The 22795-nt window shown below is 70.5% G+C and carries 26 protein-coding genes; 19 read left to right on the forward strand and 7 right to left on the reverse strand.

Going from position 1 to position 22795, the window contains the following annotated elements:
• Nucleotides 1-4 precede the first annotated feature (4 nt).
• Both ACFY3V_RS20685 and ACFY3V_RS20690 read right to left on the reverse strand, forming a co-directional pair.
• Entirely contained in the window at nt 5-232 is a 228-nt protein-coding gene (locus tag ACFY3V_RS20685; RefSeq protein ID WP_350948369.1) for an HGxxPAAW family protein, read from the reverse strand.
• Nucleotides 187-708, reverse strand: a complete 522-nt coding sequence (locus ACFY3V_RS20690) for a MarR family winged helix-turn-helix transcriptional regulator (protein WP_350948458.1) — start codon at nt 706-708, stop codon at nt 187-189. Before ACFY3V_RS20690 ends, ACFY3V_RS20685 begins: the two co-directional genes overlap by 46 nt.
• An 88-nt stretch (nt 709-796) precedes the next feature.
• On the opposite strand from ACFY3V_RS20690, the gene ACFY3V_RS20695 reads away from it, so the two are divergent.
• The 15 genes from ACFY3V_RS20695 to ACFY3V_RS20765 all read left to right on the forward strand — a co-directional run bounded on the left by ACFY3V_RS20695 (nt 797) and on the right by ACFY3V_RS20765 (nt 13133).
• On the forward strand, nt 797-979 hold the full coding sequence (locus tag ACFY3V_RS20695) for a hypothetical protein (protein ID WP_350948368.1): 183 nt from the start codon (nt 797-799) through the stop codon (nt 977-979).
• A 142-nt stretch (nt 980-1121) separates the two neighbouring features.
• The gene (locus tag ACFY3V_RS20700; protein ID WP_350967627.1) at nt 1122-1325 is read left to right on the forward strand and encodes a DUF5302 domain-containing protein; all 204 of its coding nucleotides are present in this window, start codon (nt 1122-1124) and stop codon (nt 1323-1325) included.
• 151 nt (nt 1326-1476) lie between these two features.
• A complete protein-coding gene (locus tag ACFY3V_RS20705) occupies nt 1477-1917 on the forward strand; it encodes a type II toxin-antitoxin system PemK/MazF family toxin (protein ID WP_350948366.1) in 441 nt (146 codons plus the stop codon).
• 27 nt (nt 1918-1944) lie between these two features.
• Entirely contained in the window at nt 1945-2487 is a 543-nt protein-coding gene (locus ACFY3V_RS20710) for an RNA 2'-phosphotransferase (RefSeq protein ID WP_389775394.1), read from the forward strand.
• A 428-nt stretch (nt 2488-2915) separates the two neighbouring features.
• A complete protein-coding gene (locus tag ACFY3V_RS20715) occupies nt 2916-3677 on the forward strand; it encodes a DeoR/GlpR family DNA-binding transcription regulator (RefSeq protein WP_350948364.1) in 762 nt (253 codons plus the stop codon).
• 97 nt (nt 3678-3774) lie between these two features.
• The gene (gene pfkB, locus ACFY3V_RS20720; protein ID WP_350948363.1) at nt 3775-4716 is read left to right on the forward strand and encodes a 1-phosphofructokinase; all 942 of its coding nucleotides are present in this window, start codon (nt 3775-3777) and stop codon (nt 4714-4716) included.
• A 65-nt stretch (nt 4717-4781) separates the two neighbouring features.
• Nucleotides 4782-5894: a PTS mannitol transporter subunit IICB gene (locus tag ACFY3V_RS20725; protein ID WP_362897203.1), complete on the forward strand. Its 1113-nt coding sequence runs from the start codon at nt 4782-4784 to the stop codon at nt 5892-5894.
• Between the two features lie 3 nt (nt 5895-5897).
• Nucleotides 5898-6206 (forward strand): PTS lactose transporter subunit IIB, encoded by a 309-nt coding sequence (locus tag ACFY3V_RS20730; RefSeq protein ID WP_350948361.1) that lies wholly within the window; start codon nt 5898-5900, stop codon nt 6204-6206.
• The gene (locus ACFY3V_RS20735) at nt 6199-6657 is read left to right on the forward strand and encodes a PTS sugar transporter subunit IIA (RefSeq protein ID WP_362897204.1); all 459 of its coding nucleotides are present in this window, start codon (nt 6199-6201) and stop codon (nt 6655-6657) included. The genes ACFY3V_RS20730 and ACFY3V_RS20735 overlap by 8 nt, the downstream gene beginning before the upstream one ends.
• Nucleotides 6654-7685 carry a zinc-dependent dehydrogenase gene (locus tag ACFY3V_RS20740; protein ID WP_350948359.1) on the forward strand — a complete coding sequence of 344 codons (1032 nt, stop codon included), beginning with the start codon at nt 6654-6656 and terminating at the stop codon, nt 7683-7685. Before ACFY3V_RS20735 ends, ACFY3V_RS20740 begins: the two co-directional genes overlap by 4 nt.
• A gap of 126 nt (nt 7686-7811) precedes the next feature.
• On the forward strand, nt 7812-8096 hold the full coding sequence (locus ACFY3V_RS20745; protein WP_350948358.1) for an HPr family phosphocarrier protein: 285 nt from the start codon (nt 7812-7814) through the stop codon (nt 8094-8096).
• On the forward strand, nt 8089-9771 hold the full coding sequence (gene ptsP / locus ACFY3V_RS20750; RefSeq protein WP_362897205.1) for a phosphoenolpyruvate--protein phosphotransferase: 1683 nt from the start codon (nt 8089-8091) through the stop codon (nt 9769-9771). The genes ACFY3V_RS20745 and ptsP overlap by 8 nt, the downstream gene beginning before the upstream one ends.
• A gap of 259 nt (nt 9772-10030) precedes the next feature.
• Nucleotides 10031-10798: a DUF3152 domain-containing protein gene (locus tag ACFY3V_RS20755; RefSeq protein ID WP_362897206.1), complete on the forward strand. Its 768-nt coding sequence runs from the start codon at nt 10031-10033 to the stop codon at nt 10796-10798.
• A gap of 244 nt (nt 10799-11042) precedes the next feature.
• Entirely contained in the window at nt 11043-12092 is a 1050-nt protein-coding gene (locus ACFY3V_RS20760) for an NAD-dependent epimerase/dehydratase family protein (RefSeq protein WP_389775402.1), read from the forward strand.
• 102 nt (nt 12093-12194) lie between these two features.
• Nucleotides 12195-13133, forward strand: coding sequence for a DUF72 domain-containing protein (locus ACFY3V_RS20765; protein WP_362897208.1), 939 nt, complete (start codon nt 12195-12197; stop codon nt 13131-13133).
• Between the two features lie 76 nt (nt 13134-13209).
• On the opposite strand, the gene ACFY3V_RS20770 is transcribed toward ACFY3V_RS20765, so the two are convergent.
• From ACFY3V_RS20770 to ACFY3V_RS20790, 5 genes are all read right to left on the reverse strand, one after another.
• Entirely contained in the window at nt 13210-13482 is a 273-nt protein-coding gene (locus tag ACFY3V_RS20770) for a WhiB family transcriptional regulator (RefSeq protein ID WP_350948354.1), read from the reverse strand.
• A 267-nt stretch (nt 13483-13749) separates the two neighbouring features.
• A complete protein-coding gene (locus ACFY3V_RS20775; protein ID WP_389775405.1) occupies nt 13750-15408 on the reverse strand; it encodes a catalase in 1659 nt (552 codons plus the stop codon).
• Between the two features lie 188 nt (nt 15409-15596).
• Nucleotides 15597-16997, reverse strand: coding sequence for an FAD-dependent monooxygenase (locus ACFY3V_RS20780; RefSeq protein ID WP_362897210.1), 1401 nt, complete (start codon nt 16995-16997; stop codon nt 15597-15599).
• A gap of 1 nt (nt 16998) precedes the next feature.
• The gene (locus ACFY3V_RS20785) at nt 16999-17601 is read right to left on the reverse strand and encodes a PadR family transcriptional regulator (protein WP_389775410.1); all 603 of its coding nucleotides are present in this window, start codon (nt 17599-17601) and stop codon (nt 16999-17001) included.
• A gap of 283 nt (nt 17602-17884) precedes the next feature.
• On the reverse strand, nt 17885-18649 hold the full coding sequence (locus ACFY3V_RS20790; RefSeq protein WP_362897212.1) for a hypothetical protein: 765 nt from the start codon (nt 18647-18649) through the stop codon (nt 17885-17887).
• 215 nt (nt 18650-18864) lie between these two features.
• Between ACFY3V_RS20790 and ACFY3V_RS20795 the strand changes: the two genes are divergently transcribed.
• The 4 genes from ACFY3V_RS20795 (at nt 18865) to ACFY3V_RS20810 (ending at nt 22695) form a co-directional block, all read left to right on the forward strand.
• Complete coding sequence (locus ACFY3V_RS20795; RefSeq protein WP_350948349.1) at nt 18865-19869, forward strand: MoxR family ATPase; 1005 nt, start codon at nt 18865-18867, stop codon at nt 19867-19869.
• Nucleotides 19870-19966: 97 nt separating this feature from the next.
• The gene (locus ACFY3V_RS20800; protein WP_389775414.1) at nt 19967-20974 is read left to right on the forward strand and encodes a DUF58 domain-containing protein; all 1008 of its coding nucleotides are present in this window, start codon (nt 19967-19969) and stop codon (nt 20972-20974) included.
• A complete protein-coding gene (locus tag ACFY3V_RS20805) occupies nt 20971-21918 on the forward strand; it encodes a VWA domain-containing protein (protein ID WP_362897214.1) in 948 nt (315 codons plus the stop codon). The genes ACFY3V_RS20800 and ACFY3V_RS20805 overlap by 4 nt, the downstream gene beginning before the upstream one ends.
• Before the next feature lie 162 nt (nt 21919-22080).
• Entirely contained in the window at nt 22081-22695 is a 615-nt protein-coding gene (locus ACFY3V_RS20810) for a methyltransferase (RefSeq protein WP_350948346.1), read from the forward strand.
• The last annotated feature ends 100 nt before the right edge of the window (nt 22696-22795 follow it).

Genomic DNA, 22795 nt, shown 5'->3' on the forward strand with positions numbered 1-22795 from the left:
CCGATCAGCCGTTGCTCTGGTCCATCGGCACGCGGGGCGCGTCGATGATGACGTCGGAGAAGATGTCGACCATCAGGGCGATCACACCGCCCACCGCGACGATCCCGGCCCCCACCCAGAAGAACGTCCAGTTGGGGCCGAGGCACAGGGCGACGCCCCCCACGGTGAACCCCAGCAGGATGACGATCACCGCGAACCACGACTTGGGGCTTCCCCCGTGACTTCCGGCCATGAGCCTTTCCTCTCCCTGTCCTGTGACTCTTCGTGAGTCGGTGATGCCGCGCCGTCCGCCGCGGCGATCAGCCGTGTCAGCGACCGGTGGAGCTCCTGGAGCTCCTCCACGGTCATCCCCAGACGCTTGACGATCGCCGGCGGAACCTTCTCCGCCTCGCCCCGTAGCCCGCTGCCCTCCGGTGTGAGCGAGACGGCCAGGACACGCTGGTCCTGGCTGTCACGCCGCCTCCGGATGTAACCGACGGCCTCGAGACGCTTCAGCAGCGGGGACAGCGTACCGGGGTCGAGTCTCAGTAGCTCGCTCAGCTCCTTGACCGAGAGCGGTGCCCGCTCCCAGAGGGCGAGCATGACCAGATACTGGGGATGGGTGAGCCCCATCGGCTCCAGCAGGGGCCGGTAGAGACCGATGACGTTGCGCGAGGCGATCGCCAGGGCGAAGCACACCTGACGGTCCAGGCTCAGGGGATCGGCCATGTCACTCACGTGCGCCTCCAAGCGACATAGTACGATAATTGGTACACAAACGATTATCGCCCCAACCATCGGTGAGCAAAGGACCCCCATGTTTCACAGCAGGCCGATCGAGGAGCGGATCGCCGAGCGCCAGGCCAAGCGTCCCACCCTCAAGGAGGGCCGGCACTTCGAGCACGGCCCGGCCAAGTTCGTCTTCGTCTTCGTGATCGTCTTCGTGGTCGTCGGCCACCTCGCCGGCCTGCTGCTGATGATGGCGCTGGGAATGCACTGACCCGTGCGCCGGCGGAGCTCGCGGCACAATGCCCTTCCTCTCAGAGCCGAAGCCAGGGGCCTGCACGCCGAAGGGGTCCGGATGAGAGGATGATGATCCTGTTGGTCGGGGTTGGACCGCCCGATAGATCAGGAGGTCTGTAATGTCTGACGTCACGCCGGAACCCGAAGGTTCCGAGAGTTCCGACGACGAGCTGAAGCGCAAGTTCCGCGAGGCACTGGAGCGCAAGAAGCTCGCCCAGGCGGACGCGGGCTCCGGGGGCAAGGGGAAGAACTCCTCGAAGATCCACGGTGCTCACGGCCCGGCTGCGGCCAAGCGCTCCTTCCGGCGCAAGAGCGGCGGCTGAGCCGTCTTCGCACCAGGTCCAGGATGAGGGCACCCGCCCACCGGGACCTCGGCCGCCCGCCGGCATCGCGGCCGGCGGGCGGCGCGCTTTCCCGCCACCGGCTCCGGGTGCCCCCTTGGAAGCGGCCGGAGTCTGCCGTTAAGCTGTGTGCGTGCGTGATCTTGGCGAGGACCCCCGACCGGCCCGAGGCGCGGTCAGCGAGGTCCACCGCGTCGACCGAACCGCGACCCTGCACTACTCCCCCGACCTCGACGGGCTCGCCGACCCCGGCGAGATCGTCTGGGCATGGGTCCCCTACGAGGAGGATCCGAACCGGGGCAAGGACCGGCCCCTGCTGGTCGTCGGCCGCCACGGGCGCAAGCTGCTCGCACTGATGCTGACCAGCCGGGCCGGCGGCGACCCCGACGACTACCTGGAGCTCGGCCCCGGCCAGTGGGACCGGGAGAACCGGGTCTCCTACCTGCGCCTGGATCGGATCTTCAGTCTCGCCGAGGGCGACATCCGGCGCGAGGGCTCCATCCTCGACGGCGCGCGCTTCGCCCGCGTGGCCGCCGTCCTCAAGCGCACCCACGGCTGGGCCGCCGACGGCTGAGCCCACCCCACCCGGAGACCCGTATCCATGGACGACAAGCGGCTGGTTCGAGTCTCCAAATATCTCTCCCAGCACCTCAGGCACCAGCCAGAGCGCATCGGGCTCGTCCTCGGCCCGCAGGGCTGGGTGGACATCGAAGCCCTGCTGGCCGCCGCCGCGCGGCACGGTTTCGCGATCACCCGTGAGGAGCTCGCACGGGTGGTCGCGGGCAACGACAAGCGGCGCTTCAGCATCGAGGGCGATCGGATCCGCGCCAACCAGGGCCACACGGTCGACGTCGATCTGGACCTTCCCGTGGTCGAACCGCCCGAGATCCTCTTTCACGGCACGGTGGACGCACACGTGGGCGCCATCCGGCGGGAGGGCCTGCGTCCGATGGACCGGCACGCCGTGCACCTTTCCCCCGACCGGGAGACCGCGACCCGGGTGGGCGCGCGCCGGGGCAGGCCGGTCGTGCTGGTCGTCCGCGCGGGAGAGATGCACCGGGCGGGTCACGAGTTCCGGGTCAGCGCCAACGGCGTCTGGCTGGCCGCCCACGTGCCGCCCGCCCACATCTCGTTTCCCGGCTGAGGCACTTCCCGCGACCGGCTGAGGCACTTCCCGCGACAGAACCCCCGTGATGGCCCCGGACTCCCATCCGCCGGGAAGTCCGGGGCGTTCCCCGTCCTTCCCGAAGATCCCCGGAGCTCCTCGAACCTCCCCGGATCCCTCCTGAGACGCGTCTTTCGCACGGGAAGAGCCCGCGGCGCTCCTCACTTCGCCGCCGGGCGGAGCCCGGATCGGCCTCACTTCACACCAAGAGCCACAGTGATTCCAACGTGTTCCCAAATATGGGCCAAACCGTGACCCCACCCCCGCCCGACCCCTCGGTTTACCGGTAAATACCTGGGTTTTTTTATGGTCATGCTGTGTTAGCCGGGAGGTAGCCCATTGACGTTCCAACACATTCGGGTGTAAATAAAGCTGAAACAACACGGAAACGGTGGTGAATCAACAGCATGTACGCCGAGGAGCGGCAACAGGAGATTCTGCGCCGGGCGCGGGCCGTCGGACGGGTGGACGTGGTGACGCTGGCGGAGGAGTTCGCCGTCACCACGGAGACCATCCGGCGCGACCTGACCGCGCTGGAGCGCTCCGGGATGCTGCGACGCGTGCACGGCGGAGCGATCCTGGTCGAGCGGCTGGGGTTCGAGCCCGAGCTGGCCGCCCGCGACGAGGTGATGATCGCGGAAAAGGAACGCATCGCGAAGGCGGCGCTCGCCGAGCTCCCCGACGACGGCGCGATCATCATCGACGCCGGTTCGACCACCGGCAGGCTGGTGCAGGCACTTCCGGTCGATCGGGAGCTGACCGTGATCGTGAACTCACCGCCGCTGGCGACGGCGATGGCCACCCGCCCCAACCTGACGGTGATCATGCTGGGCGGCCGGGTCCGCGGGCGGACCCTGGCCACCGTCGACGACTGGGCACTGCGCCCTCTCGCCGACCTGCACGTGGACGTGGCGTTCATGGCCGCCAACGGCTGCTCGGTGGCCAAGGGGCTGACGACACCCGACCCGGCCGAGGCCGCCATCAAGCGGGCGATGATCGACGCGGCGCAGCGGTGCGTGTTGCTCGCCGACCACACCAAGTTCCCCAACACCTACCTGGCGCGTTTCGCCTCGATCCAGGAGATCGACGTGGTGATCAGTGACACCGGGCTCGATTCCGGGGTCGCGGCCGAGATGGCCGCAGCGGGCCCGGAGGTGATCCGGGCGTGATCCTCCCCTCCCCCTCGCTCACCGCCAGGACCTCGCAGGTGACCGTCCCCGCCCCCCTCGGCACCCGCCGGAACCGTACGACCAAGGTGGTCCCGGCATGATCGTCACTTTGACCCTCAACCCCAGCCTGGACCGCACGATCGAGGTCGGGTCGATGACCCGCGGGGCCGTCATCCGCGCCGCCGCCACCCACCTCGACCCCGGCGGCAAGGGCGTCAACGTCTCCCGCGCGCTGCTGGCCAACCAGGTCCGCTCGTGCGCGGTCGTCCCCTTCGGCGGCGACGAGGGCCGCCGACTGGTGAGCCTGCTCTCGGCCGAGGGCATCGAGATGATCACCGTCCCCGTCGGCGGGGCCACCCGGTCCAATGTCGCACTGGCCGAGCCCGACGGCACGGTCACCAAGATCAACGAACCGGGAACGGCCCTGTCGCCGACCGAACTCGACACCATCGCCGAGGCGGTGCTCGGCGCGGCCAGCTCCGCGGACTGGGTGGTCGCCTCGGGCAGCCTCCCGCCCGAGGTGCCCGCCGACGTCTACGCCCGCCTGTGCGAGCGGTTCAGCGGCGCGGGCATCAACGTCGCGGTCGACACCAGCGGACCCGCGTTCGTCTCGGCGCTCGCCGAGGCTCCCGCCCTGGTCAAACCCAACCGGGAGGAGCTTGCCGAGGCCACAGGGATCGTCATCTCGTCCCTGGGCGACGCCATCAAGGCCGCGGAGAACCTGCGGGCGCGAGGCGCGGGCACCGTCCTGGCCAGTCTGGGCGCCGACGGCGCGATCCTGCTGCAGGACGACCAGATCTGGCACGGCCAGTGCCCGGTGGCCGAACCACGCAGCACCGTCGGTGCCGGCGACGCCATGCTCGCGGGCTTCCTCGCGGGCGGGGCGCGAGGCGAGCGCGCGCTGGTGGAGGCGCTGGCCTGGGCGACCGCCGCGGTCGGGCTACCGGGAAGCCGGATGCCATCCCCACACCACATCCATCGTGACGACGTGAGCGTCACCGGAGCCGATCCCACCCTGCCGCTGCGGCCCGAGGGCTGACAGCGGCACAGATCCACCCCCCAGGTCGGCCTAACCGCCGACCGCCCCGGAAGGAGCAGAACCACATGAGTGAATACACCCCAACTGTCACAGGAACCGGGGCGCGAGCAGTTATTCAGCGTTTCGGCGGATACCTCGCCGGGATGATCATGCCGAACATCGGCGCGTTCATCGCCTGGGGCCTGATCACCGCCCTGTTCATCCCCACCGGCTGGCTGCCCAACGAGGACTTCGCCACCCTGGTCGGGCCGATCGTCACGACGCTGCTGCCGGTCCTGATCGGCTACACCGGCGGTCGGATGGTCCACGGCCAGCGCGGCGCCGTGGTCGGCGCCGTCGCCACCATGGGCATCGTCGCCGGTGCGGAAAGCCCGATGTTCCTCGGCGCGATGATCATCGGTCCGCTCACCGCGTACCTCCTGAAGCTGTTCGACGGACTCATCGCCGACCGCGTCAAGGCCGGCTTCGAGATGCTGGTGGACAACTTCAGCGCCGGCATCATCGGCGGCGCCATGGCCCTGGTCGGACTCAAGGCCATCGGCCCCGTCGTCGCCTCGATCACCGCGGTCGCGAGTGACGCGGTCGCCTGGCTGATCAACAACAACCTGCTGCCGATCGCCTCGATCGTCATCGAGCCCGCCAAGGTGCTCTTCCTCAACAACGCCATCAACCACGGCGTGATGGGCCCGCTGGGCATCGCCCAGGCGGCCGAGGACGGCAAGTCGATCCTGTTCATGCTGGAGTCGAACCCCGGCCCCGGCCTCGGCCTGCTGCTCGCCTTCATGTTCTTCGGCCCCCGCGCGCTGCGTCCCAGCACCCCCGCCGCGATCATCATCCACTTCTTCGGCGGCATCCACGAGATCTACTTCCCCTACGTGCTCATGAAGCCCCGGCTGATCCTCGCGGTCATCGCCGGTGGCGCCACGGGCGTCCTGGTCTTCCTCATGACCGGGGCCGGGCTGGTGGCCACGCCGTCGCCCGGCAGCATCTTCGCCTTCCTCGCGGTGACCCCCAGGGGTGGACTGTTCGGCACCATCGCCGGCGTCGCCGCCGCCACGCTCGTCTCCTTCGCCGTCGCGGCGGCGCTCCTCGGCTTCGGGCGCGGCAAGGACGACAGTGAGGAGAGTGGGGAGAGCGTCGAAGAGCCGCAGACCGCACCCACCGTCAAGGAGGCCTAATCGATGGCCAGCATCGAGAGCAAGGACATCCACAAGATCGTCGTCGCCTGCGACGCGGGAATGGGCAGCAGCGTCATGCTCGCCAGCCAGCTCCGTAAGCAGCTGAAGCCGCAGAACATCGCGGTGGAGCACACCCCGGTCAACACGATCCCCGCCGACGCCGACGTGGTGCTCTGCCACGCCGGACTGGCGAGCCGGGCCCGGGCCGGAGCCCCGGACAAGGTGCTGATCCCGTTCCAGGTCTTCATCGGAGACCCCGCGGTGACCAAGCTGGTCAGCACGATCAAGAGCGGCGGCACCGTCAATGCCTGAGACGGCACCGTTGCCGCTGGACCCACGCGCCATCCGGCTGGCGGCCTCGGCCGCCAGCCGGGACGACGCGATCCTGCAGTGCGGAGAGGCCCTGCTCGCCGTCGGCGCGGTGGAGAGCGAGTACATCGACACCATGCTCGAACGGGAGCGGTCGATCTCCACCTACGTCGGCGAGGGGGTCGCCATCCCGCACGGCACCCTGGCCGGCAAGGACGCGGTCCTGTACGACGCCATCAGCTTCGTGCGCTTCCCCGAGGGCGTCGACTGGGACGGCGAGCAGGTGACAGTGTGCATCGGCATCGCCGCCAAGGGTGACGGCCACGTGCGGCTGCTCGCCGAACTCGCCCAGATCCTGATGGATCCCGACCAGGCCCGGGCCCTTCGCGAGGCGACGGAAGTCGCCGAGGTGGTCCGGCTGCTGCAACCGAACGAAGAGGACGAAGCACAGTGAAGGTCGCCCGTTTCTACGCCCCCGGCGACATCCGCGTCGAGGAGGCGCCGGAACCCGTCACCGGACCAGGCGAGATCAAGATACGCGTGCGCAACTGCTCGACCTGCGGCACCGACGCGAAGATCCTCAAGCACGGCCACCACCACATCCATCCGCCCAGGGTGATGGGGCACGAGATCGCCGGCGAGGTGGTCGAGGCCGTCGACGCCGGCGAGTGGGCCCCGGGTGACCGGGTGCAGGTGATCGCCGCGATCCCCTGCGGTACGTGCCCGGAGTGCCGCCGGGGCCGGATGACCGTCTGCCCGAACCAGGAGTCGATGGGCTACCACTACGACGGTGGTTTCGCCGAGTACATGATCATCCCGGCGAAGGTCCTCGCGGTCAACGGCGTCAACCGCATTCCCGACGAGATCGGTTTCGCCGAGGCGTCGGTGGCCGAGCCGCTGGCCTGCGTGCTCAACGGCCAGGAGCTGGCCCGCGTGGGCGAGGGCGACGACGTGGTGATCATGGGCTCCGGCCCGATCGGCTGCCTGCACGTGCGGCTGGCCCGGGCGCGGGGCGCGGCACGCGTCTTCCTCGTCGATATCAACGCCGGGCGGCTGGAGATGGCCGCCAAGCTGGTCCACCCGGACGCGGTCGTCCACGGTGAGGACGTCGTCGAGCAGGTGCTCAAACTGACCGAGGGCAGGGGGGCCGACGTCGTCATCACCGCCGCCGCCGCTGGCGCGGCCCAGGAGCAGGCGCTGCAGATGGTCGCCCGCCAGGGGCGGATCAGCTTCTTCGGCGGCCTGCCCAAGGACAACCCGATCATCCGGTGCGACTCCAACCTGGTCCACTACCGGGAGCTGACCATCGTCGGCGCCAACGGGTCGAGCCCGGCGCACAACGCCCAGGCTCTGCGGCTGATCGCCGACGGCTCGGTGCCGGTCGCCGACCTGATCACGCATCGGCTGCCGCTCACGGAGGTCCTTGAGGGCATCGACATCGTCAGCAGGGGCGAGGCCATCAAGGTGACCATCGAACCCTGACCGGTGCCGGCCCGCCGGGCCCCTCCCACCGGACCAGGTGGGAGGGGCCCGGCACACAACCGGCACAGGCCCGTCAAGCTCGCACCACTCGCAGAACGCGCACAAAGCGCAGAAGGAGAACCGGAGATGCCGGAGAGGACAGTGGTCGTCGCCTCAAGCACGGGCCTTCACGCCCGGCCCGCGAAGATCTTCGTGCAGGCCGCGGGCAAGCAGGGGGTGCCCGTCCGCATCCGTGTCGGAGAGGGCAAACCCGTACCGGCCAACAGCATGCTCGCCGTACTGGCACTGGGCGCCACGCACGGCACGGAGGTCACGCTCGAGGCGGAGGGAGCGGGAGCCGACGAGGCGCTCGACTCCCTCGCCGAACTGCTCGCCCGTGACCTCGACGCCGAAGAGAACTCCCGTGGCTGAGACGCTCAACGGCCTGGGCGTGAGCCCGGGCCGGGCCGCCGGACGGGTCTGCCGGATGGCGGGTCCGCCGGAGTTGCCCGCACCCTCCCCCGTCACCGACGCCGACGCCGAGCTCGCTCTGGCGCTGGACGCGCTGCGGGCCACGGCCGCGGAGCTGGCGGCGCGCGCGGAGAAGGCGCCCGACGCCGACGCGAAGGCGATCCTGGAGGCGCAGTCCTTCATCGCCGACGACCCCGGCCTGCACGAGTCCGTGGAGACGAGCGTCAGGTCGGGCCGGAACGCCGCGCACGCCGTCGACGAGGCCTGCGCCCATCACCGGCGCGCACTGCTGGAGGCGGGCGGCTACTTCGCCGAACGCGCCGCGGACCTCGACGACATCCGCAACCGGGCCGTGGCGGCGGTGCTGGGCCTGCCCGTCCCCGGGGTGCCCGACCCCGGCCACCCGTTCGTCCTGGTCGCCGGGGATCTCTCCCCCGCCGACACGGTGAACCTGGATCCCGGGTCCGTTCTCGCCCTCGTCACCGAGAAGGGCGGCCCGACGAGCCACACCGCCATCCTCGCCCGCGCCCGCGGCCTGCCCGCCGTGGTCGCCTGCCGGGGAGCCGACGACATCGGCGAGGGAACGTGGATCTCGGTCGACGGCCAGCTGGGCGAGGTGGAGGTCGGCATCGGCGAGGAGGCCGCCACCGCGGTCCAGCGCCGGGCCGAGGAAGACCGCCTCAGGAAGGCCACCAGCCGTGGCCCCGGGCGGACCTCCGACGGCCACCCGGTCAAGCTGCTGCTCAACGTCGGCTCGGCGGCCGACCTCACCCCCTCGGGCCACACCCCTTCCGCGGAGGGGGCCGGGGGATTCGACGCCGAGGGGGTGGGGCTGTTCCGCACGGAGTTCCTCTTCCTGGACCGGCGCGAGGAGCCGACCTACGAGGAGCAGGTGGCCGCCTATGCCGCGGTCCTCCGTGCCGCACCCGGCGGCGGGCACGTCGTGGTCCGCACCCTCGACGCGGGCACGGACAAACCGCTGCCGTTCCTCGGACTGGCCGAGGAGACCAACCCCGCGCTGGGCATCCGGGGACTTCGGGTCTCCCGGGTCAGGCCGGAGGTGCTCGACACCCAGCTCGACGCCATCGCCGAGGCCGCCCGCGCGACCGGGGCCGAAGCGTGGGTGATGGCACCGATGGTGACGACGGTGGCCGAGGCCGCCGACTTCGCCGCGCGGGCACGCGCCCGGGGCATCGCGCGGGTCGGGGCGATGATCGAGGTTCCGGCCGCCGCGCTGCGCGCCGGACGCCTGCTGGAGGAGCTCGACTTCCTGAGCATCGGCACCAACGACCTGAGCCAGTACACCTTCGCCTCCGACCGTCAGCACGGGGAACTCGCCGACCTGCTCGACCCGTGGCAGGCCGCACTGCTCCAGCTGATCGCCGACTGCGCGGCGGCCGGACAGGCGGCTGGCAAGCCGGTCGGCGTGTGCGGCGAGGCTGCGGCCGACCCGCTCCTGGCGACGGTCCTGGTCGGGCTGGGGGTCACCAGCCTGTCGATGTCCGCGCCCGGTGTCCCCGCGGTACGGGAGAGTCTCGCCGCCCACTCCCTGGAGCGGTGCCGCGAGAACGCCCGGCTCGCCCTGGCCACCGACGATCCGGGAGAGGCCAGGAAGTTGATCGCCTCGGGCCGGTGAGATCCCGTCCCGTCCAGGGCCGGGCCGCGGTGCCGGCGGCGATCCGTCTGTCGAGTCCACGCGGACCCCGCTGAGTCCGCTCCCCTTTGATCCAACGGCGACCGCATGCGTGCGGTCGCCGTTGGCATGCCGCGAAATGCCCCTGCGCTGGCTGCATATGATGGATTTGCTCCTGATTTGATGAGTTACCTCCAAGGGGCAATAGGGTTTACGGTCTATGTCCAGGAACGAAAAGAGACGTGACCCTAAGACCGTTCTGTTGCTTCTCGCGCTGAGCATCGTGGTCACGTTCACAGCCGGTGGGGCCACGGTGCTGAGCGGTAGCCTCGACCCCGTTCCCGACAGGCCCGCACCTCCCCCCGACGCCGCCCCGCCCGGCATACCGGTGGTTCCCCAGACGCCGACCCCGCCGCCTCAGCCGCAGGACACGGCCGCGCCCCTGTCACCCGCCAAGGAGCCGCTCCTGCTCGCCAACGGCCGCCAGCAGCCGCTGAGGATGAAGGTGCCCCGGGCGGCCAAGGGCCGCTACGCCGTCGCCCCCGGCGAGGCCGCCCCTCCCAAGGGGAGGAAGGGCAAGGTGATCCGGTACATCGTGGAGGTCGAGCGCGGCCTGCCGTTCGAGGCGGAGGAGTTCGCCGCCGAGGTGCACCGGATCCTCAACGACCGGCGCGGCTGGGGATACCGGTTCAAGCGGGTGCCCCGCGGCCCGGCGAGCATCAGGGTCTCCCTGAGCAGCCCGCGGACGACCGACAGGCGATGCCTGCCGATGCGGACCAACGGCATACTCTCCTGCTGGAACGGCGAGCGCGCGGTCATCAACGCGGTCCGCTGGAACAGCGGGGCGCGCGGCTACGGCCGCGACGTGGCCTCCTACCGCGAGTACGTGATCAGCCACGAGGTCGGCCACGGTCTCGGCCACGGCCACGTGTCCTGCCCGGGGCGCGGCCGGCGGGCACCGGTGATGCTCCAGCAGACCAAGTCCCTGCACGGCTGCCGTCCCAACCCCTGGCCGTCCCCCCGGCGCTGACCCCGGCCTCGCGCCCGCGTAGGACGGGCACGGCGGGCATCTCGGGCAGGGCGACGGGGGCGATGGGGACCCTGACGGACACCCGTGGCGGCTCGATGTCGTGCCCGCCGCGTCCGGCATCGCGCGGGCGACGGATCCCCCACCGGTCCGGCGCGACGGTCACCCAGCGCCGGATCAGCTCCCCGTACGGCAAAGCGGTCACCGGGAGGGGATTCGCCGCCCCCTCCCGGGGCACCCGGTAGGCATGCGAGTAGCAGTGGTGGGCGCGACGGGAAACGTGGGCACGAGCGTGGTGTCCGCCCTCGCGGCCGATCGGAATGTCACATCCATCGTGGGCCTGGCCCGCAGGCGACCGGAGTGGGACCCTCCCAAGACCACCTGGCGGACCGTGGACGTCGCCGACGGCGACCTGGCGCCGCACCTGGAGGGGGCCGACGCGGTCGTCCATCTGGCGTGGCTGTTCCAGCCCACCCGCGACCCCGTGACGACCTGGCGGAACAACGTCCTGGGCAGCATCAGGGTCTTCGACGCCGCCGCGCGGGCGGGTGTCTCCGCGCTCGTGCACGCCTCCTCGGTGGGCGCCTACTCCTCGGCGCCCAAGGACCTGACGGTCACCGAGGACTGGCCGACCCACGGCTGGCCCGGCGCCGCCTACGGCCGGGAGAAGGCCTACGTGGAGCGGGTGCTCGACCTGTTCGAGCGCGACCACCCGGACATCAGGGTCGTGCGGCTGAGGCCGGGCTTCATCTTCAAGCGGGAGGCGGCGGTCGGGCAGCGGCGCCTGTTCGGCGGGCCGTTCGTGCCGCAGCGGCTGGTACGGCCGGGCCTGATCCCGTTCGTGCCCGACACCCCCGAACTCCGCTTCCAGACGGTCCACGGCGACGATGTCGGCGAGGCCTACCGGCTCGCGGTCACCCGGCCGGTGTCGGGGGCCTTCAACATCGCCGCCGACCCGGTGATCGAGCCCTCGGTGCTGGCCGAGCTGCTCGGTGCCCGGCTGGTGCCCGTCTCGGGCTGGGCGCTCAGGAGCACCGTCGCCGCGGCCTGGCGGCTGAGGCTGATCCCCGCCTCGCCCGACCTGGTCGATCTGGTGCTCAGGATGCCGATCATGGACACCGGCCGTGCCCGCACCGAACTGGGCTGGCAGCCGCGCCACACGGCGGTGGACGCGATGAGGGAGCTGTTCGAAGGGCTGCGAAGCGCGGAGGGCATGGACACCCCGCCGCTGTCGCCGCGCACCGGAGGTCCCGCACGTCTGGGCGAACTCGCCGGCGGCGTCGGCGGGAGGCCGTAGAACCCGGCGCCGCGACGGCCCCGCCCCCGGCCGGGAGCCGTCACCGGGCGGAGGAACACCGGGAGCGGGAGACGCGCCGGGTCTGTCAGGGAGGACGGGAACATGGGCAGGATCTGTGTGGGCACGGCCTCGTGGACCCACCGCTCACTGCTGGAGTCCGGCTGGTATCCCGAGGACGCCTCCACCCCGGCGAAACGCCTCGCCTACTACGCGACGCGGTTCCCGGTCGTCGAGGTGGACGCCACCTACTACCATCCGCCGTCGCGGAGCACCGTGGAGGCCTGGCGCGACCGCACCCCCGCCGGCTTCACCTTCGACATCAAGGCGTTCTCCATGCTCACCGGGCACCCCACCCGGCCCGCCTCCCTCTACAAGGACCTGCGGGAGAGCCTCGGCGCGCCACAGGGGCGCAACCTCTACCCGAAGGACGTGCCACCGGAGATCCTGGACGAGGTCTGGCGGCGCTTCCTCGACGCGCTGGGCCCGCTGCACGAGGCCGGCAAGCTGGGGGCGGTGCTCTTCCAGTTCCCGCCGTGGTTCCCGATCGGGGAGGGCAACAGGCGCCACATCCTGGAATGCGCCCGGCGCTGCGCACCGATGCGCGTCAGTGTCGAGTTCCGTGACCGCACCTGGATGAGCGAGGAGAACCGTGAGGACACCCTCGCCTTTCTCGCCGGGCACGACCTCGCGTACGTGGGGGTCGACATGCCTCAGGGGCACGCCTCGTCGGTCCCGCCGGTCCTCGCCGCGACCTCCGACCTCGCCGTGGTACGGATGCACGGGCATTCCGACAAGTGGACCAGCAAGAACGTCGACGAGCGCTTCGCGTACCTGTACTCGGAGGAGGAGCTCGCCCGCTGGGCGGCGAGGGTGAAGAAGCTCGCGGAGGGCGCCGAGATCACCCATGTGCTCTTCAACAACTGCTGCGCGGACAACTCCCAGCGCAACGCCGCCCGTTTCCGCGCCCTCGTCGGCGAATCCGGAGATCGTGGCGAGGCCGAGGACCCCCAGGGCGCCGTGAGCCCGGGGAGGCCGCGGTGAACCGGTCGGCTCCGGGCGGACCGGACCGTGCGCCGGGCGGGCGGCGCCGACGGGCCCGTTGACAAGGAAGGCCGCGCTACCTGACCTGCCGCTTCGCCCTGGTCATGGTGGCCCTGCGCTCCTCCGGGGTGGTGCCTCCCCACACGCCGTACATCTGCTGGGTGTTCAACGCGTACTCCAGGCAACGCCCGCGCACCGGGCACAGGCGGCACACCGCCCTGGCGCGCTCGTACTGCTCACGGCCCGGCCCCTCATAGGACACGGGAAAGAACAGTTCGGGGTCCTCGCTGAGACAGGACGAACGGCGAGACCAGTGGATGATCGGAATGACGTTGCTCTTAACAGGCATGGCGATCCAATTGGGAGTGGGAACGGCTCAGATGTCGGCGTCTCGGATTGAGAATCGCGTGCCCGCTGTAATGGCATTCATACCTTTTAAGTGGAAAAATCGGGCCTTCTTGACCGAGGATCTCTCCCTGGCTGAAGGTCCTGGTCGGCGGGCTTCCGGGGCGGATGGATCATCTCCCCGCGCCCGCGGGACGCCGTCCCCGAGCACCGGCCCACGCCTTCCGCCGCCGGGCCGGAGTACGGTTCGCTCCGGCCCGGCGGCGGTTCGCTAACGCTCCGCCCGCGCCCGCTCGTTGGGCACGCAGTGGGTCATCTTCATACCCTCCACCGGGCGGGGCCCGTTCTTGCCCAGTTTGGACATCCGCTCACGGTCCTCGTCACTCAGGTCCTGGCTCGCCAGCGGCTCCAGATGGGAGACGTCGTCGGGGCTGATCCCGAGCCCCTCCCCGACCCTGAGGCCGAGATCGTCCTCGACCATCAGGAAATGCCAGACCATGCGCTCCTGAACCGGGCGCGAGGCCTGGGAGATCAGGTCGACGAAGTTCCGCACGAGGTCGTCGCGCTCCCACTCCTCCATCAGCAGGTAGCGCTGGCCCGCCTGCGTGTAGTCGTTGGTACGCGGGATGCGCTTACGGGTCACCCGGCCCGAGATGAGCGGGCCCTGCTCGTCGTGGGCGGGGCTCTGCCCCTCCCTGAGCCCTCCGGTGATCGACGGCTCGTAGTTGACGTGCGGGTTCTCGCCCTGCCCGTCGACGTGATAGGTCATCAGGCCGTCGCGCTGGTTGGTGCGCACCTCGGCGTTCTTGGCCTGGTTGACCGGCAGCTGCAGGTAGTTGGGCCCCACGCGGTAGCGCTGGGTGTCGCTGTAGGAGAACGTACGGCCCACCAGCATCTTGTCGTCGGAGAAGTCGAGCCCGTCGACCAGAACCCCGGTGCCGAAGGAGATCTGCTCGTTCTCGGCGAAATTGTTGGCCACGTTGCGATTGAGGACCATCTTGCCGACCGGCATGGGCGGGAACTCGTTCTCGGGCCACACCTTGGTGTCGTCCAGCGGATCGAAGTCCAGCTCGGGGTGGTCGTCGTCGCTCATGATCTGCACCAGCAGCTCCCACTCGGGGAAGTCGCCGCGGTTGATCGCCTCGTGCAGGTCCTTGGTGGCATGCCCGAGATCCTGCCCCTGGACGACGGCGGCGTCCTCCTCGGTCATGCTGCGCACGCCCTGCTTGGGCATCCAGTGATACTTGACCAGGTGGGTCTCGCCCTGGGCGTTCACCCACTTGTAGGTGTTGACCCCGAATCCCTGCATATGCCGGTAGTCGGAGGGGATGCCGCGTGGGCTGAACAGGTTGACGATCATGTGCATGCTCTCCGGCGTCTGCGACATGAAGTCGAAGATCCGTCCCGGCTCCTGCCTGAACGTCACCGGGTCCGGCTTGAGCGCGTGGATCACGTCGGGGAACTTGATGGCGTCCCTGATGAAGAAGACCCCCAGGTTGTTGCCGACGAGGTCCCAGTTGCCGTCCTCGGTGTAGAACTTCACCGCGAACCCGCGGGGGTCGCGGGCGGCCTCCGAGGAGTCCCTGCCGCCGATCACCGTGGAGAAGCGCACGGCCACGTCGGTCCGCTTGCCCGCCTCCTGGAAGAGCCTCGCCCTGGTGTAGCGGCTGATCGGCTCGTCGCCGAGCTTGCCGTAGGCCTCGAAGTGGCCGTAAGTGGTCACCCCCCGGGCGTGAACCACCCGCTCGGGGATGCGCTCGCGGTCGAAGTGGCTGATCTTCTCCAGGAACTGGTAGTTCTCCAGCGTGGCCGGGCCCCTCGCGCCGACCGTGCGCTGGTTCTGGTTGTCGTAGACCTGGTGCCCCTGACGGTTGGTCAGGACCGGGCGGTCATCACCCGACTGGGGGCCCATGCTCGACACATCCGTCATGACAACGTTTCCTTTCCCTGCCGCGGTCGCTTCGGCGTGCCAAGTACATACCGACACACGGGCTCCTTATCCGACATAAGGCGCTTTATAGCGACAAAGGAAAAAATCTTCACGAAAAAGGGCGGCGGTTTACGGGGGGCGCGCCCCTGAGCGTCCCCCGCGCGATGCCCCTGTGCCCCTGGCCGCGCCTACCCTTCCCCGGTCGCGCCGTCGGTCCACAGGTGCCCGAAACTCATCCGCCTGACCGGCGGCAGGGCGTCACACAGGCGGAACCAGGTCTTCGCGCCGTGCCGGACGAGAGGACTACGGGAGATCATGAAATTCGTGAATCTCGCGGAGGTGCGGACGGCTCCGAAGCCGTACTCACGCATCCGGGCCTCGTAGCCGCCGACGGCCTCCGCCAGGGTGCCCCGACCCCGTTGGAACGCCACCAGCCTGCTCGCCAGCAGCGCGGCGTCGCGCAGCGCCGTGTTGGCGCCGAAGCCCATCGCGGGGGTCATGTTGTGGATGGCGTCCCCGAGCAGTGTCACCGTCGTCGTGGGCCAGCGGCCGACGGGGACGGAGGTCTTGAACGGCATCAACCGGACGCTGGCCGGATCGGCCTCGGCGACCAGGCGGCGCAGGGCGGGATGCCAGCCGGAGGTCATCGTCCCGGCCAGATCCCTGAGCCCGCCACCGTCGAGGTCCGCGGTCCCTGCCGGATAGATCCCACGAGGGGCGACGAAGGCCCACAGCACGTAGTCCTGAAGATCGTCGGCCAGAGCCCTCAGGTCGAGCCCGAACCCGGCGAGATCGGTCTCCAGACCGGCCCCATCCCCTTCCCCGGCGGCCGGCCCGGCTCCGCGGACGAAACCGAGGCCGCTCCCCTGGGCGAGGAGGCTCTCCGCCCTGCGCCTGCCGTTGAAGGCCGCGGTGAACATCGCGCTCCCGCTCGGCGGCAGGATGAGATTGAGCCCGTCGGCAAGGTTTCGTGGCAGCCACCCACGAACCCGGTCGTCCAGCGGCAACCTGGCGCCGATCGCGAGCGCGCCGGTGTCGACGCGACGGGCCCCCGGCAGATACTGCCCGCGTACGCGCGAGTCGGCGCCGTCCGCGCCGACCAGCACATCACCGGTGGCCGAGGTGCCGTCGGCGAAGAAGGCGGTGACCCTGCCATCCGGTCTCGTCTCGTAGCGCTGGAACGTCTTACCGTGGTGGACGACGCCCTCCAGACCGGCGAGCAGGAGCCTGCGCAGGGTGGTGCGGCTGACGGCGTACTGGCCTCCGGAGGGATCGGCGGCCCCGCCGGTCATCACGCTCTCCTCCACGAACACGAGCTCGCGCAGCCGGTGGGTGTGGAAGCCGAAGCCGGGGCCGGGGTGGCCCGAGGTGGCGAGGAACGCCTCCCACAGCGGGCGCGGCAGGCAGCGGTGCAGGGCCCTGCTGCCGATCTGGTTCATGTGGATGCGGTAGCCCTGCACCCAGTCGGCGGCCTCGCGCGCACGCTCGTAGACCTGGACGTTCACCCCTGAGGGCAGTAGTGCCTGAGCCAGCGCCAGCCCTCCTATGCCACCTCCGACGACGAGGACGTCGAGTGGTTCGGCGGGCATGTCAGGCTCCTCCTTCGTCTTCGTCGGGGGTGGCATCGGAGGGCGGTTCCGGGGATCCACCGGTGGCGCCGAGAAGCCGGGGCAGTTCCTCAAGCAGCGTCTCGTGCCACGTGATCTCCGCCCGCAGGCGGATGAGGGTGTGGTCGAAGCCGAGCGGTTCGAGGCCGCGCAGGTGGGGGGTGGCCGCCTCCCTCAGCCGCTGCCAGCTCTGGAGCTCGGCGGTGAGCCTGCGATGCCGGTCCTCGATGACGGCCCTCAGCTCCCGCTCGCCCATGTCGGCGCTGAGCTGAAGAGCGAGGTCCACGGGATCGGGCCGCAGCCGGGTGTCACGCAGGGCCGCCTCACGCAGCGACTCCAGCTCCAGCGCGCCGTCCTCGGTGATCGCGTAGACGGTCCGCGCCGGGAGGTTGCCCTGCTGCTCGGTGCGCACCGTCTCGATCACCCCCTCGGCCTCCATGCGGTGCAGCGCCCCGTACAGGGAGCCGACCTTGATGTCGGTCCACAACTCGGTCCGGTCCGTCTGCGCGCTCTGCCGGATCTGATGACCGTGCATCGGTCCCCGGCGAGCCAGCGCCCCCAGGATGAACAGTCGCGTACTACTCATGCGACTACTCAAACACGAGTAGGCGACATAGTCAAATATGAGTACTCGTAAGGGAGTACTAGAACGAGAGAAAACCCCCGTGAGGACGTCCACCGGCTCGCTTCGGACTCGACGCCCCGCCTCACCGGGATACGCCGTCGACATCCGCGACGAACGTGCCCAGACGGTCACTCACCAGGAGAAAGACCCGAGCGATCTCTCCGTCCGGACACCCATCCGGCTCGCTTCAAGCTCGACGGGCGCATCCGGCCCGAGTCCGCCGGACATCCCCGGATGGGCCTCCCTAGATCGGCTCGCCCTCGTTCTCGTCGCCCCGATCCGGCCCTGGCGTTCCGGTCCCGCTCTGGCTCGGCGACGGTGACGGCGTGGGCTCGCCGGGCTCGGGTGTCGCCGGGACCGGCGGCGGGGTCGGGACGAACACCGTGGGCGGCAGCGGCCTCGGCAGCGGCTCGGAATCGTCTTCCCTGCGCAACAGAAGCCAGACCATCACGGCCAGCAGCACGAGCAGCACGGTCAGCACGACCCCCGCGATGATCACGGACCGGCGGGTCTCGGTCGGCGGCGGCGCGCCCTTGGGCGGCGGTGGCAGCGCCGGGGAGCGGTCACCCACCCAGTGCGGCGCGAAGTCAGGGCCGTGCTGCTCACCGATCAGCGTGCCGCTGACCAGCACCGCCTCGAGGAACCGCTCCGCCCCCGCCCGGTCCGGCTCATACGGCGTGGCCACCCACGGGGCGCTCCCACCGTCCATCGCCAGCACCTGCGGGACCGCATCGGCCACGGCGGTACGCGTGCGCGTCGCCCAGGCCATCCAGCCCCGTACGCCGGAACGGCTCGCCGTCGCTTCGCGGACCCCGGTGACGAAACGGTCACGGGCCGCCGGGTCGAGCGCCGCCCCCTTGGTCAGCACCGCGACCGAGACGGCCCGGCCATCGGGCGCCAACCCGAGGTAGACCAGACCCGCGGGTCCCACGCGCAGACGGGCCTGCACGACGAAGGGCCCCAACTGGGGCGGATCACCGTACTGGAGTGGAGTGGCCACGTCTGACATGAAAGCACACCCCGCCGATCACACCACGCTTCACGGGGACCGGGATCGACCACCCGACGGGACTCCGAACGGAACCCGCCGGACCTGCGGCAGGACCGGCACACGAACCCGCCGGGTCCCGCTGCGGGCCCTATGCGGGCCCTATGCGGGCACTGTCAGGAAATACGGAGCGAGCCCGCCGTGCGAGCCGCCACTTCATTTGATGGAATACCGACATGACCGTCGCCGAAGAACTGCCGCGCGAGACCGACACCGGATTGCTGCGCGACGCCCTGGCCGAGGTCCGGCGGGTCATCGTCGGGCAGGAACACATGGTGGAGCGGCTGCTCGTGGCACTCCTCGCCCGAGGTCACTGCCTGCTGGAGGGCGTGCCCGGGGTGGCCAAGACCCTGGCGGCCTCGACCCTGGCCACGGTGGTCGGCGGGGAGTTCGCCCGCATCCAGTTCACTCCCGACCTGGTCCCCAGCGACATCGTGGGAACCCGGGTGTACCACCCCTCCCGCGAGGCCTTCGATGTCGAGCTCGGCCCGGTTTTCGTCAACTTCCTGCTCGCCGACGAGATCAACCGGGCCCCGGCGAAGGTGCAGTCGGCGCTGCTGGAGGTCATGGCCGAGCGGCAGGTGACCCTGGCCGGGGAGACCCACTCCCTGCCGAAGCCGTTCATCGTGCTGGCCACCCAGAACCCGATCGAATCCGAGGGCGTCTACCCCCTCCCCGAGGTCCAGCGCGACCGGTTCCTGTTCAAGGTCCGCGTCAGCCACCCCAGCGCCCATGAGGAGCTGGAGATCCTGCACCGGATGAGCGTGACACCGCCGACCCCCAGAGCGGTGCTCGACCCCGCGCGGCTGGCCGCGCTGCAGTCCATGGCCGACCAGGTGTCGGTCCATCAGCTCGTCGCCGACTACGTGGTCAGGCTTGTGATGGCCACCCGCTCCCCCGCCGACTACGGCCTGGCCGAGCTGCAGGAGAACATCGAGATCGGCGTCAGCCCTCGGGCCACCCTCGGCCTGGTCGCCGCGGGCCGCGGCCTGGCGCTGCTGCGCGGCCGTGACTACCTGCTCCCCGACGACGTGCGCGACGTGGCGGTGGACGTGATGTCCCACCGGCTGATGCTCACCTTCGACGCCCTGGCCGACGGGATCGACCCCGAGGAGGTGGTCCGCCAGATCCTCGCCGCGGTACCACCCCCCCTGGTCGTCTGGAACCAGGGCCCCCGGTAACCCCCCGGAAAAAGGCTGTAAGGCCCAGGAGGGCTGGACCGAAGAGGGCCGTGAGGCCGCGCCGGGGACTGGACTGAGGAGCGAAGGAGCGAAGCGGATGAGCGACGAGGGAAGGAGCCGGGTAAGAGCGGCCTCACCGCGACGCGAAGCGTCGCAAACAAACACAGCCGAGCAGGCGTTGCGGCGGCTGGAGCTCACCATCGTCCGGCGCCTGGACGGGCTGCTGCAGGGGGCCCACCAGGGGCTCCTGCCCGGTCCGGGCAGCGAGTTCGGCGACAGCCGGGTCTACGTGCCCGGCGAGGACGACATCCGGCGGATGGACTGGGCGGTGACCGCGCGCACGACCGTCCCGCACGTGCGCGACCTGATCGCCGACCGAGAACTGGAGACCTGGGCCCTGGCGGACCTGTCGCCCAGCATGGACTTCGGCACCGCCGACATGGAGAAGCGGGATCTGGTCGTGGCCGCCGTCGGGGCGATCGGCTTCCTGTCCGGCCGGATCGGAAACCGCTTCGGCACCTACGTCCTGCACGAGGAGTACGTCCACCGGATGCCCGCCAGGAGCGGCCGCCCGGCCCTGTACGGCCTGCTGCACTCGCTGATGGACGCCCCGAGGGGCCGTGCCGTCGCCGATGCCCCGGACCTGGCCGAGGCGATCGAGATCCTCGCCTCGGCGCGGCGGCGGCGCGGTCTTCGAGTGATCGTCTCCGACTTCCTCGACCCCGAGCCCACCCTCGATCCCGGCCTGGAGCTGCCCTGGGAGCGGCCGATCCGCCGGTTGGCCGCCCACCACCAGGTGCTGGCCGTCGAAGTGATCGACCCTCGCGAGCTGGAGCTGCCACCGGTGGGGCTGGTCACCATGACCGACCCCGAGACGGGCAGGAACCGCCAGATCCAGCTCACCCCCAAGGTCCGCCACGCGTACGCGGAGGCCGCCGCCGCGCAGCGGATGACCAACCGGATGGCGCTGCGCCGCTGCGGGGTAGCCCACCTGGTGCTGCGCACCGACCGCGACTGGGTGTTCGACATCGCCCAGTTCGTGCTGCGGCAGCGCCGTATGGCACACCTGACCCATCGGCCCCCAAGATCGGGAGCGACCCGGTGACCTTCCTCTCTCCGGTCTGGCTGTGGCTGTTCGCCGCGCTGGCGCTGCTCGTGGCCGGCTACGTGGCCGCCCAGTTCGCCCGGCGCCGCTACGCGCTGCGGTTCACCAACCTGCCTCTGCTGGCGCTGGTGTCCCCCGCGGGGCCCGGCTGGCGGCGGCATGTGGCCCCCGCGCTGTTCCTCGTCATGATGAGCCTCCTGATCGTGGGGGCGGCCCGCCCCGCCGACTCGGTACGCATCCCCCGCGACCGCGCGACGATCATCATCGCGCTGGACGTCTCGCTCTCGATGGAGGCCGGCGACGTCCAGCCGAACCGGATCACCGCGGCCAAGGAGGCCGCCCAGAAGTTCGTCGCCGACCTGCCGGAGCGGTTCAACGTCGGGCTGGTCGCCTTCGCCCGCTCCGCCTCGGTCGTGATCTCACCCACCACCGACCACCAGGCGGTCAGCACCTCCCTCGGCAATCTCAGCACCCGGGCGGGCACCGCGATCGGCGAGGCGGTCTTCAGCTCCCTGGAGTCGCTGCGCTCCTTCGACCAGCAGGCGGTGACCGACCCGCCTCCGGCCGCGATCGTGCTGTTGTCCGACGGCGACAACACCTCGGGCCGCTCGGTGGCTGAGGCGATCGAGACGGCGATGAACTCACGGGTGCCGGTCTCCACGATCGCCTACGGCACCCAGGACGGCACGGTCTCGATCGACGGCCGCGACGTGAACGTGCCGGTGAACAAGGCCACCCTGCAGACCCTGTCGGACGGCACCGGCGGCCGGGCCTACGAGGCGGAGTCGGGCAGCCAGTTGCGGCAGGTGTACGAGCAGATCGGCACCTCGCTGGGTTACCGGACGGTCAACCAGGAGATCACCCAGTGGTTCGTGGTGGCGGCGATCCTGGCCGGGCTGGTGACCGCCGGAGTGGCCTTGCTGCTGGGGTCGCGGATCCCCTGATCTCACACGTCGGGGCGGACGTACGGCTGGGGCGGCGGGTGAGGGCGGGCGCTCCCGTCTCCGCCGACCGGCCGGGAGCGGGGCGGGTGTACGGGGTGGTCCCGCGCCTTCGGCGTCGTGGCCGCCCTGAGCCGGTCCCCGCCGTTGGTAACGTTCTACGACGTGGCACATTACTTCGAGGAGCGTCCGGAGACCGCGGGCCGTCCCGGCTCGGTCACGCTCGTGCTCCCCGACCTTCATCTGAAGCTGGAGACCGACAGCGGGGTGTTCTCCGCCGAGCGTGTCGACCAGGGCACCCGGATCCTGCTGGAGAGCGTCCCGCCTCCCCCACCGAGCGGTGACCTGCTCGACCTGGGCTGCGGCTACGGGCCGATCGCGCTGACGATGGCCTCGCGTGCCCCGGAGGCGACGGTCTGGGCGGTGGACGTCAACCGCAGGTCGGTCGAGCTGTGCGCGAGAAACGCCAGGGCCGCCTCCCTTGACAAAGTAAGGTCGATGCATGTCGACGAGGTCCCTCCGCAGGTGCGCTTCTCCGCCATCTGGTCCAACCCCGCGATCCGCATCGGCAAGGCCGCGATGCACGAGATGCTGACCCGCTGGCTGTCGCGTCTCACCCCCGACGGCGTCGCCCACCTGGTCGTCCAGAAACACCTGGGCTCCGACTCCCTGCAGCGCTGGCTGAACGAGCGGGGCTGGCCCACCGAGCGCGTGGCCTCCCGCTCCTCGTACCGGATCCTCCGGGTGGAGGCGCGCCCGGGGACGGACCCCGCGCCGTGAGCGGCCGTTCTCCGGCGGGCACCAGAGGCGCCGAGGACTCCCGACACCGGATGGCACCGGGTGGCGACTGAGCGGCACTGAGCGGCCCTGAAGTGGTGAG

The sequence above is a fragment of the Streptosporangium sp. NPDC000095 genome, assembly GCF_042899335.1.
GTDB lineage: Bacteria > Actinomycetota > Actinomycetes > Streptosporangiales > Streptosporangiaceae > Streptosporangium.

Bases quoted from the DNA above. Each gene is read 5' to 3' on its own strand.
- ACFY3V_RS20685 (WP_350948369.1), bottom strand. From the start codon at position 232: ATGGCCGGAAGTCACGGGGGAAGCCCCAAGTCGTGGTTCGCGGTGATC.
- ACFY3V_RS20690 (WP_350948458.1), bottom strand. From the start codon at position 708: ATGGCCGATCCCCTGAGCCTGGACCGTCAGGTGTGCTTCGCCCTGGCG.
- ACFY3V_RS20695 (WP_350948368.1), top strand. From the start codon at position 797: ATGTTTCACAGCAGGCCGATCGAGGAGCGGATCGCCGAGCGCCAGGCC.
- ACFY3V_RS20700 (WP_350967627.1), top strand. From the start codon at position 1,122: ATGTCTGACGTCACGCCGGAACCCGAAGGTTCCGAGAGTTCCGACGAC.
- ACFY3V_RS20710 (WP_389775394.1), top strand. From the start codon at position 1,945: ATGGACGACAAGCGGCTGGTTCGAGTCTCCAAATATCTCTCCCAGCAC.
- ACFY3V_RS20715 (WP_350948364.1), top strand. From the start codon at position 2,916: ATGTACGCCGAGGAGCGGCAACAGGAGATTCTGCGCCGGGCGCGGGCC.
- pfkB (WP_350948363.1), top strand. From the start codon at position 3,775: ATGATCGTCACTTTGACCCTCAACCCCAGCCTGGACCGCACGATCGAG.
- ACFY3V_RS20725 (WP_362897203.1), top strand. From the start codon at position 4,782: ATGAGTGAATACACCCCAACTGTCACAGGAACCGGGGCGCGAGCAGTT.
- ACFY3V_RS20730 (WP_350948361.1), top strand. From the start codon at position 5,898: ATGGCCAGCATCGAGAGCAAGGACATCCACAAGATCGTCGTCGCCTGC.
- ACFY3V_RS20735 (WP_362897204.1), top strand. From the start codon at position 6,199: ATGCCTGAGACGGCACCGTTGCCGCTGGACCCACGCGCCATCCGGCTG.
- ACFY3V_RS20745 (WP_350948358.1), top strand. From the start codon at position 7,812: ATGCCGGAGAGGACAGTGGTCGTCGCCTCAAGCACGGGCCTTCACGCC.
- ACFY3V_RS20760 (WP_389775402.1), top strand. From the start codon at position 11,043: ATGCGAGTAGCAGTGGTGGGCGCGACGGGAAACGTGGGCACGAGCGTG.
- ACFY3V_RS20765 (WP_362897208.1), top strand. From the start codon at position 12,195: ATGGGCAGGATCTGTGTGGGCACGGCCTCGTGGACCCACCGCTCACTG.
- ACFY3V_RS20770 (WP_350948354.1), bottom strand. From the start codon at position 13,482: ATGCCTGTTAAGAGCAACGTCATTCCGATCATCCACTGGTCTCGCCGT.
- ACFY3V_RS20775 (WP_389775405.1), bottom strand. From the start codon at position 15,408: ATGACGGATGTGTCGAGCATGGGCCCCCAGTCGGGTGATGACCGCCCG.
- ACFY3V_RS20780 (WP_362897210.1), bottom strand. From the start codon at position 16,997: ATGCCCGCCGAACCACTCGACGTCCTCGTCGTCGGAGGTGGCATAGGA.
- ACFY3V_RS20785 (WP_389775410.1), bottom strand. From the start codon at position 17,601: ATGAGTAGTACGCGACTGTTCATCCTGGGGGCGCTGGCTCGCCGGGGA.
- ACFY3V_RS20790 (WP_362897212.1), bottom strand. From the start codon at position 18,649: ATGTCAGACGTGGCCACTCCACTCCAGTACGGTGATCCGCCCCAGTTG.
- ACFY3V_RS20795 (WP_350948349.1), top strand. From the start codon at position 18,865: ATGACCGTCGCCGAAGAACTGCCGCGCGAGACCGACACCGGATTGCTG.
- ACFY3V_RS20800 (WP_389775414.1), top strand. From the start codon at position 19,967: ATGAGCGACGAGGGAAGGAGCCGGGTAAGAGCGGCCTCACCGCGACGC.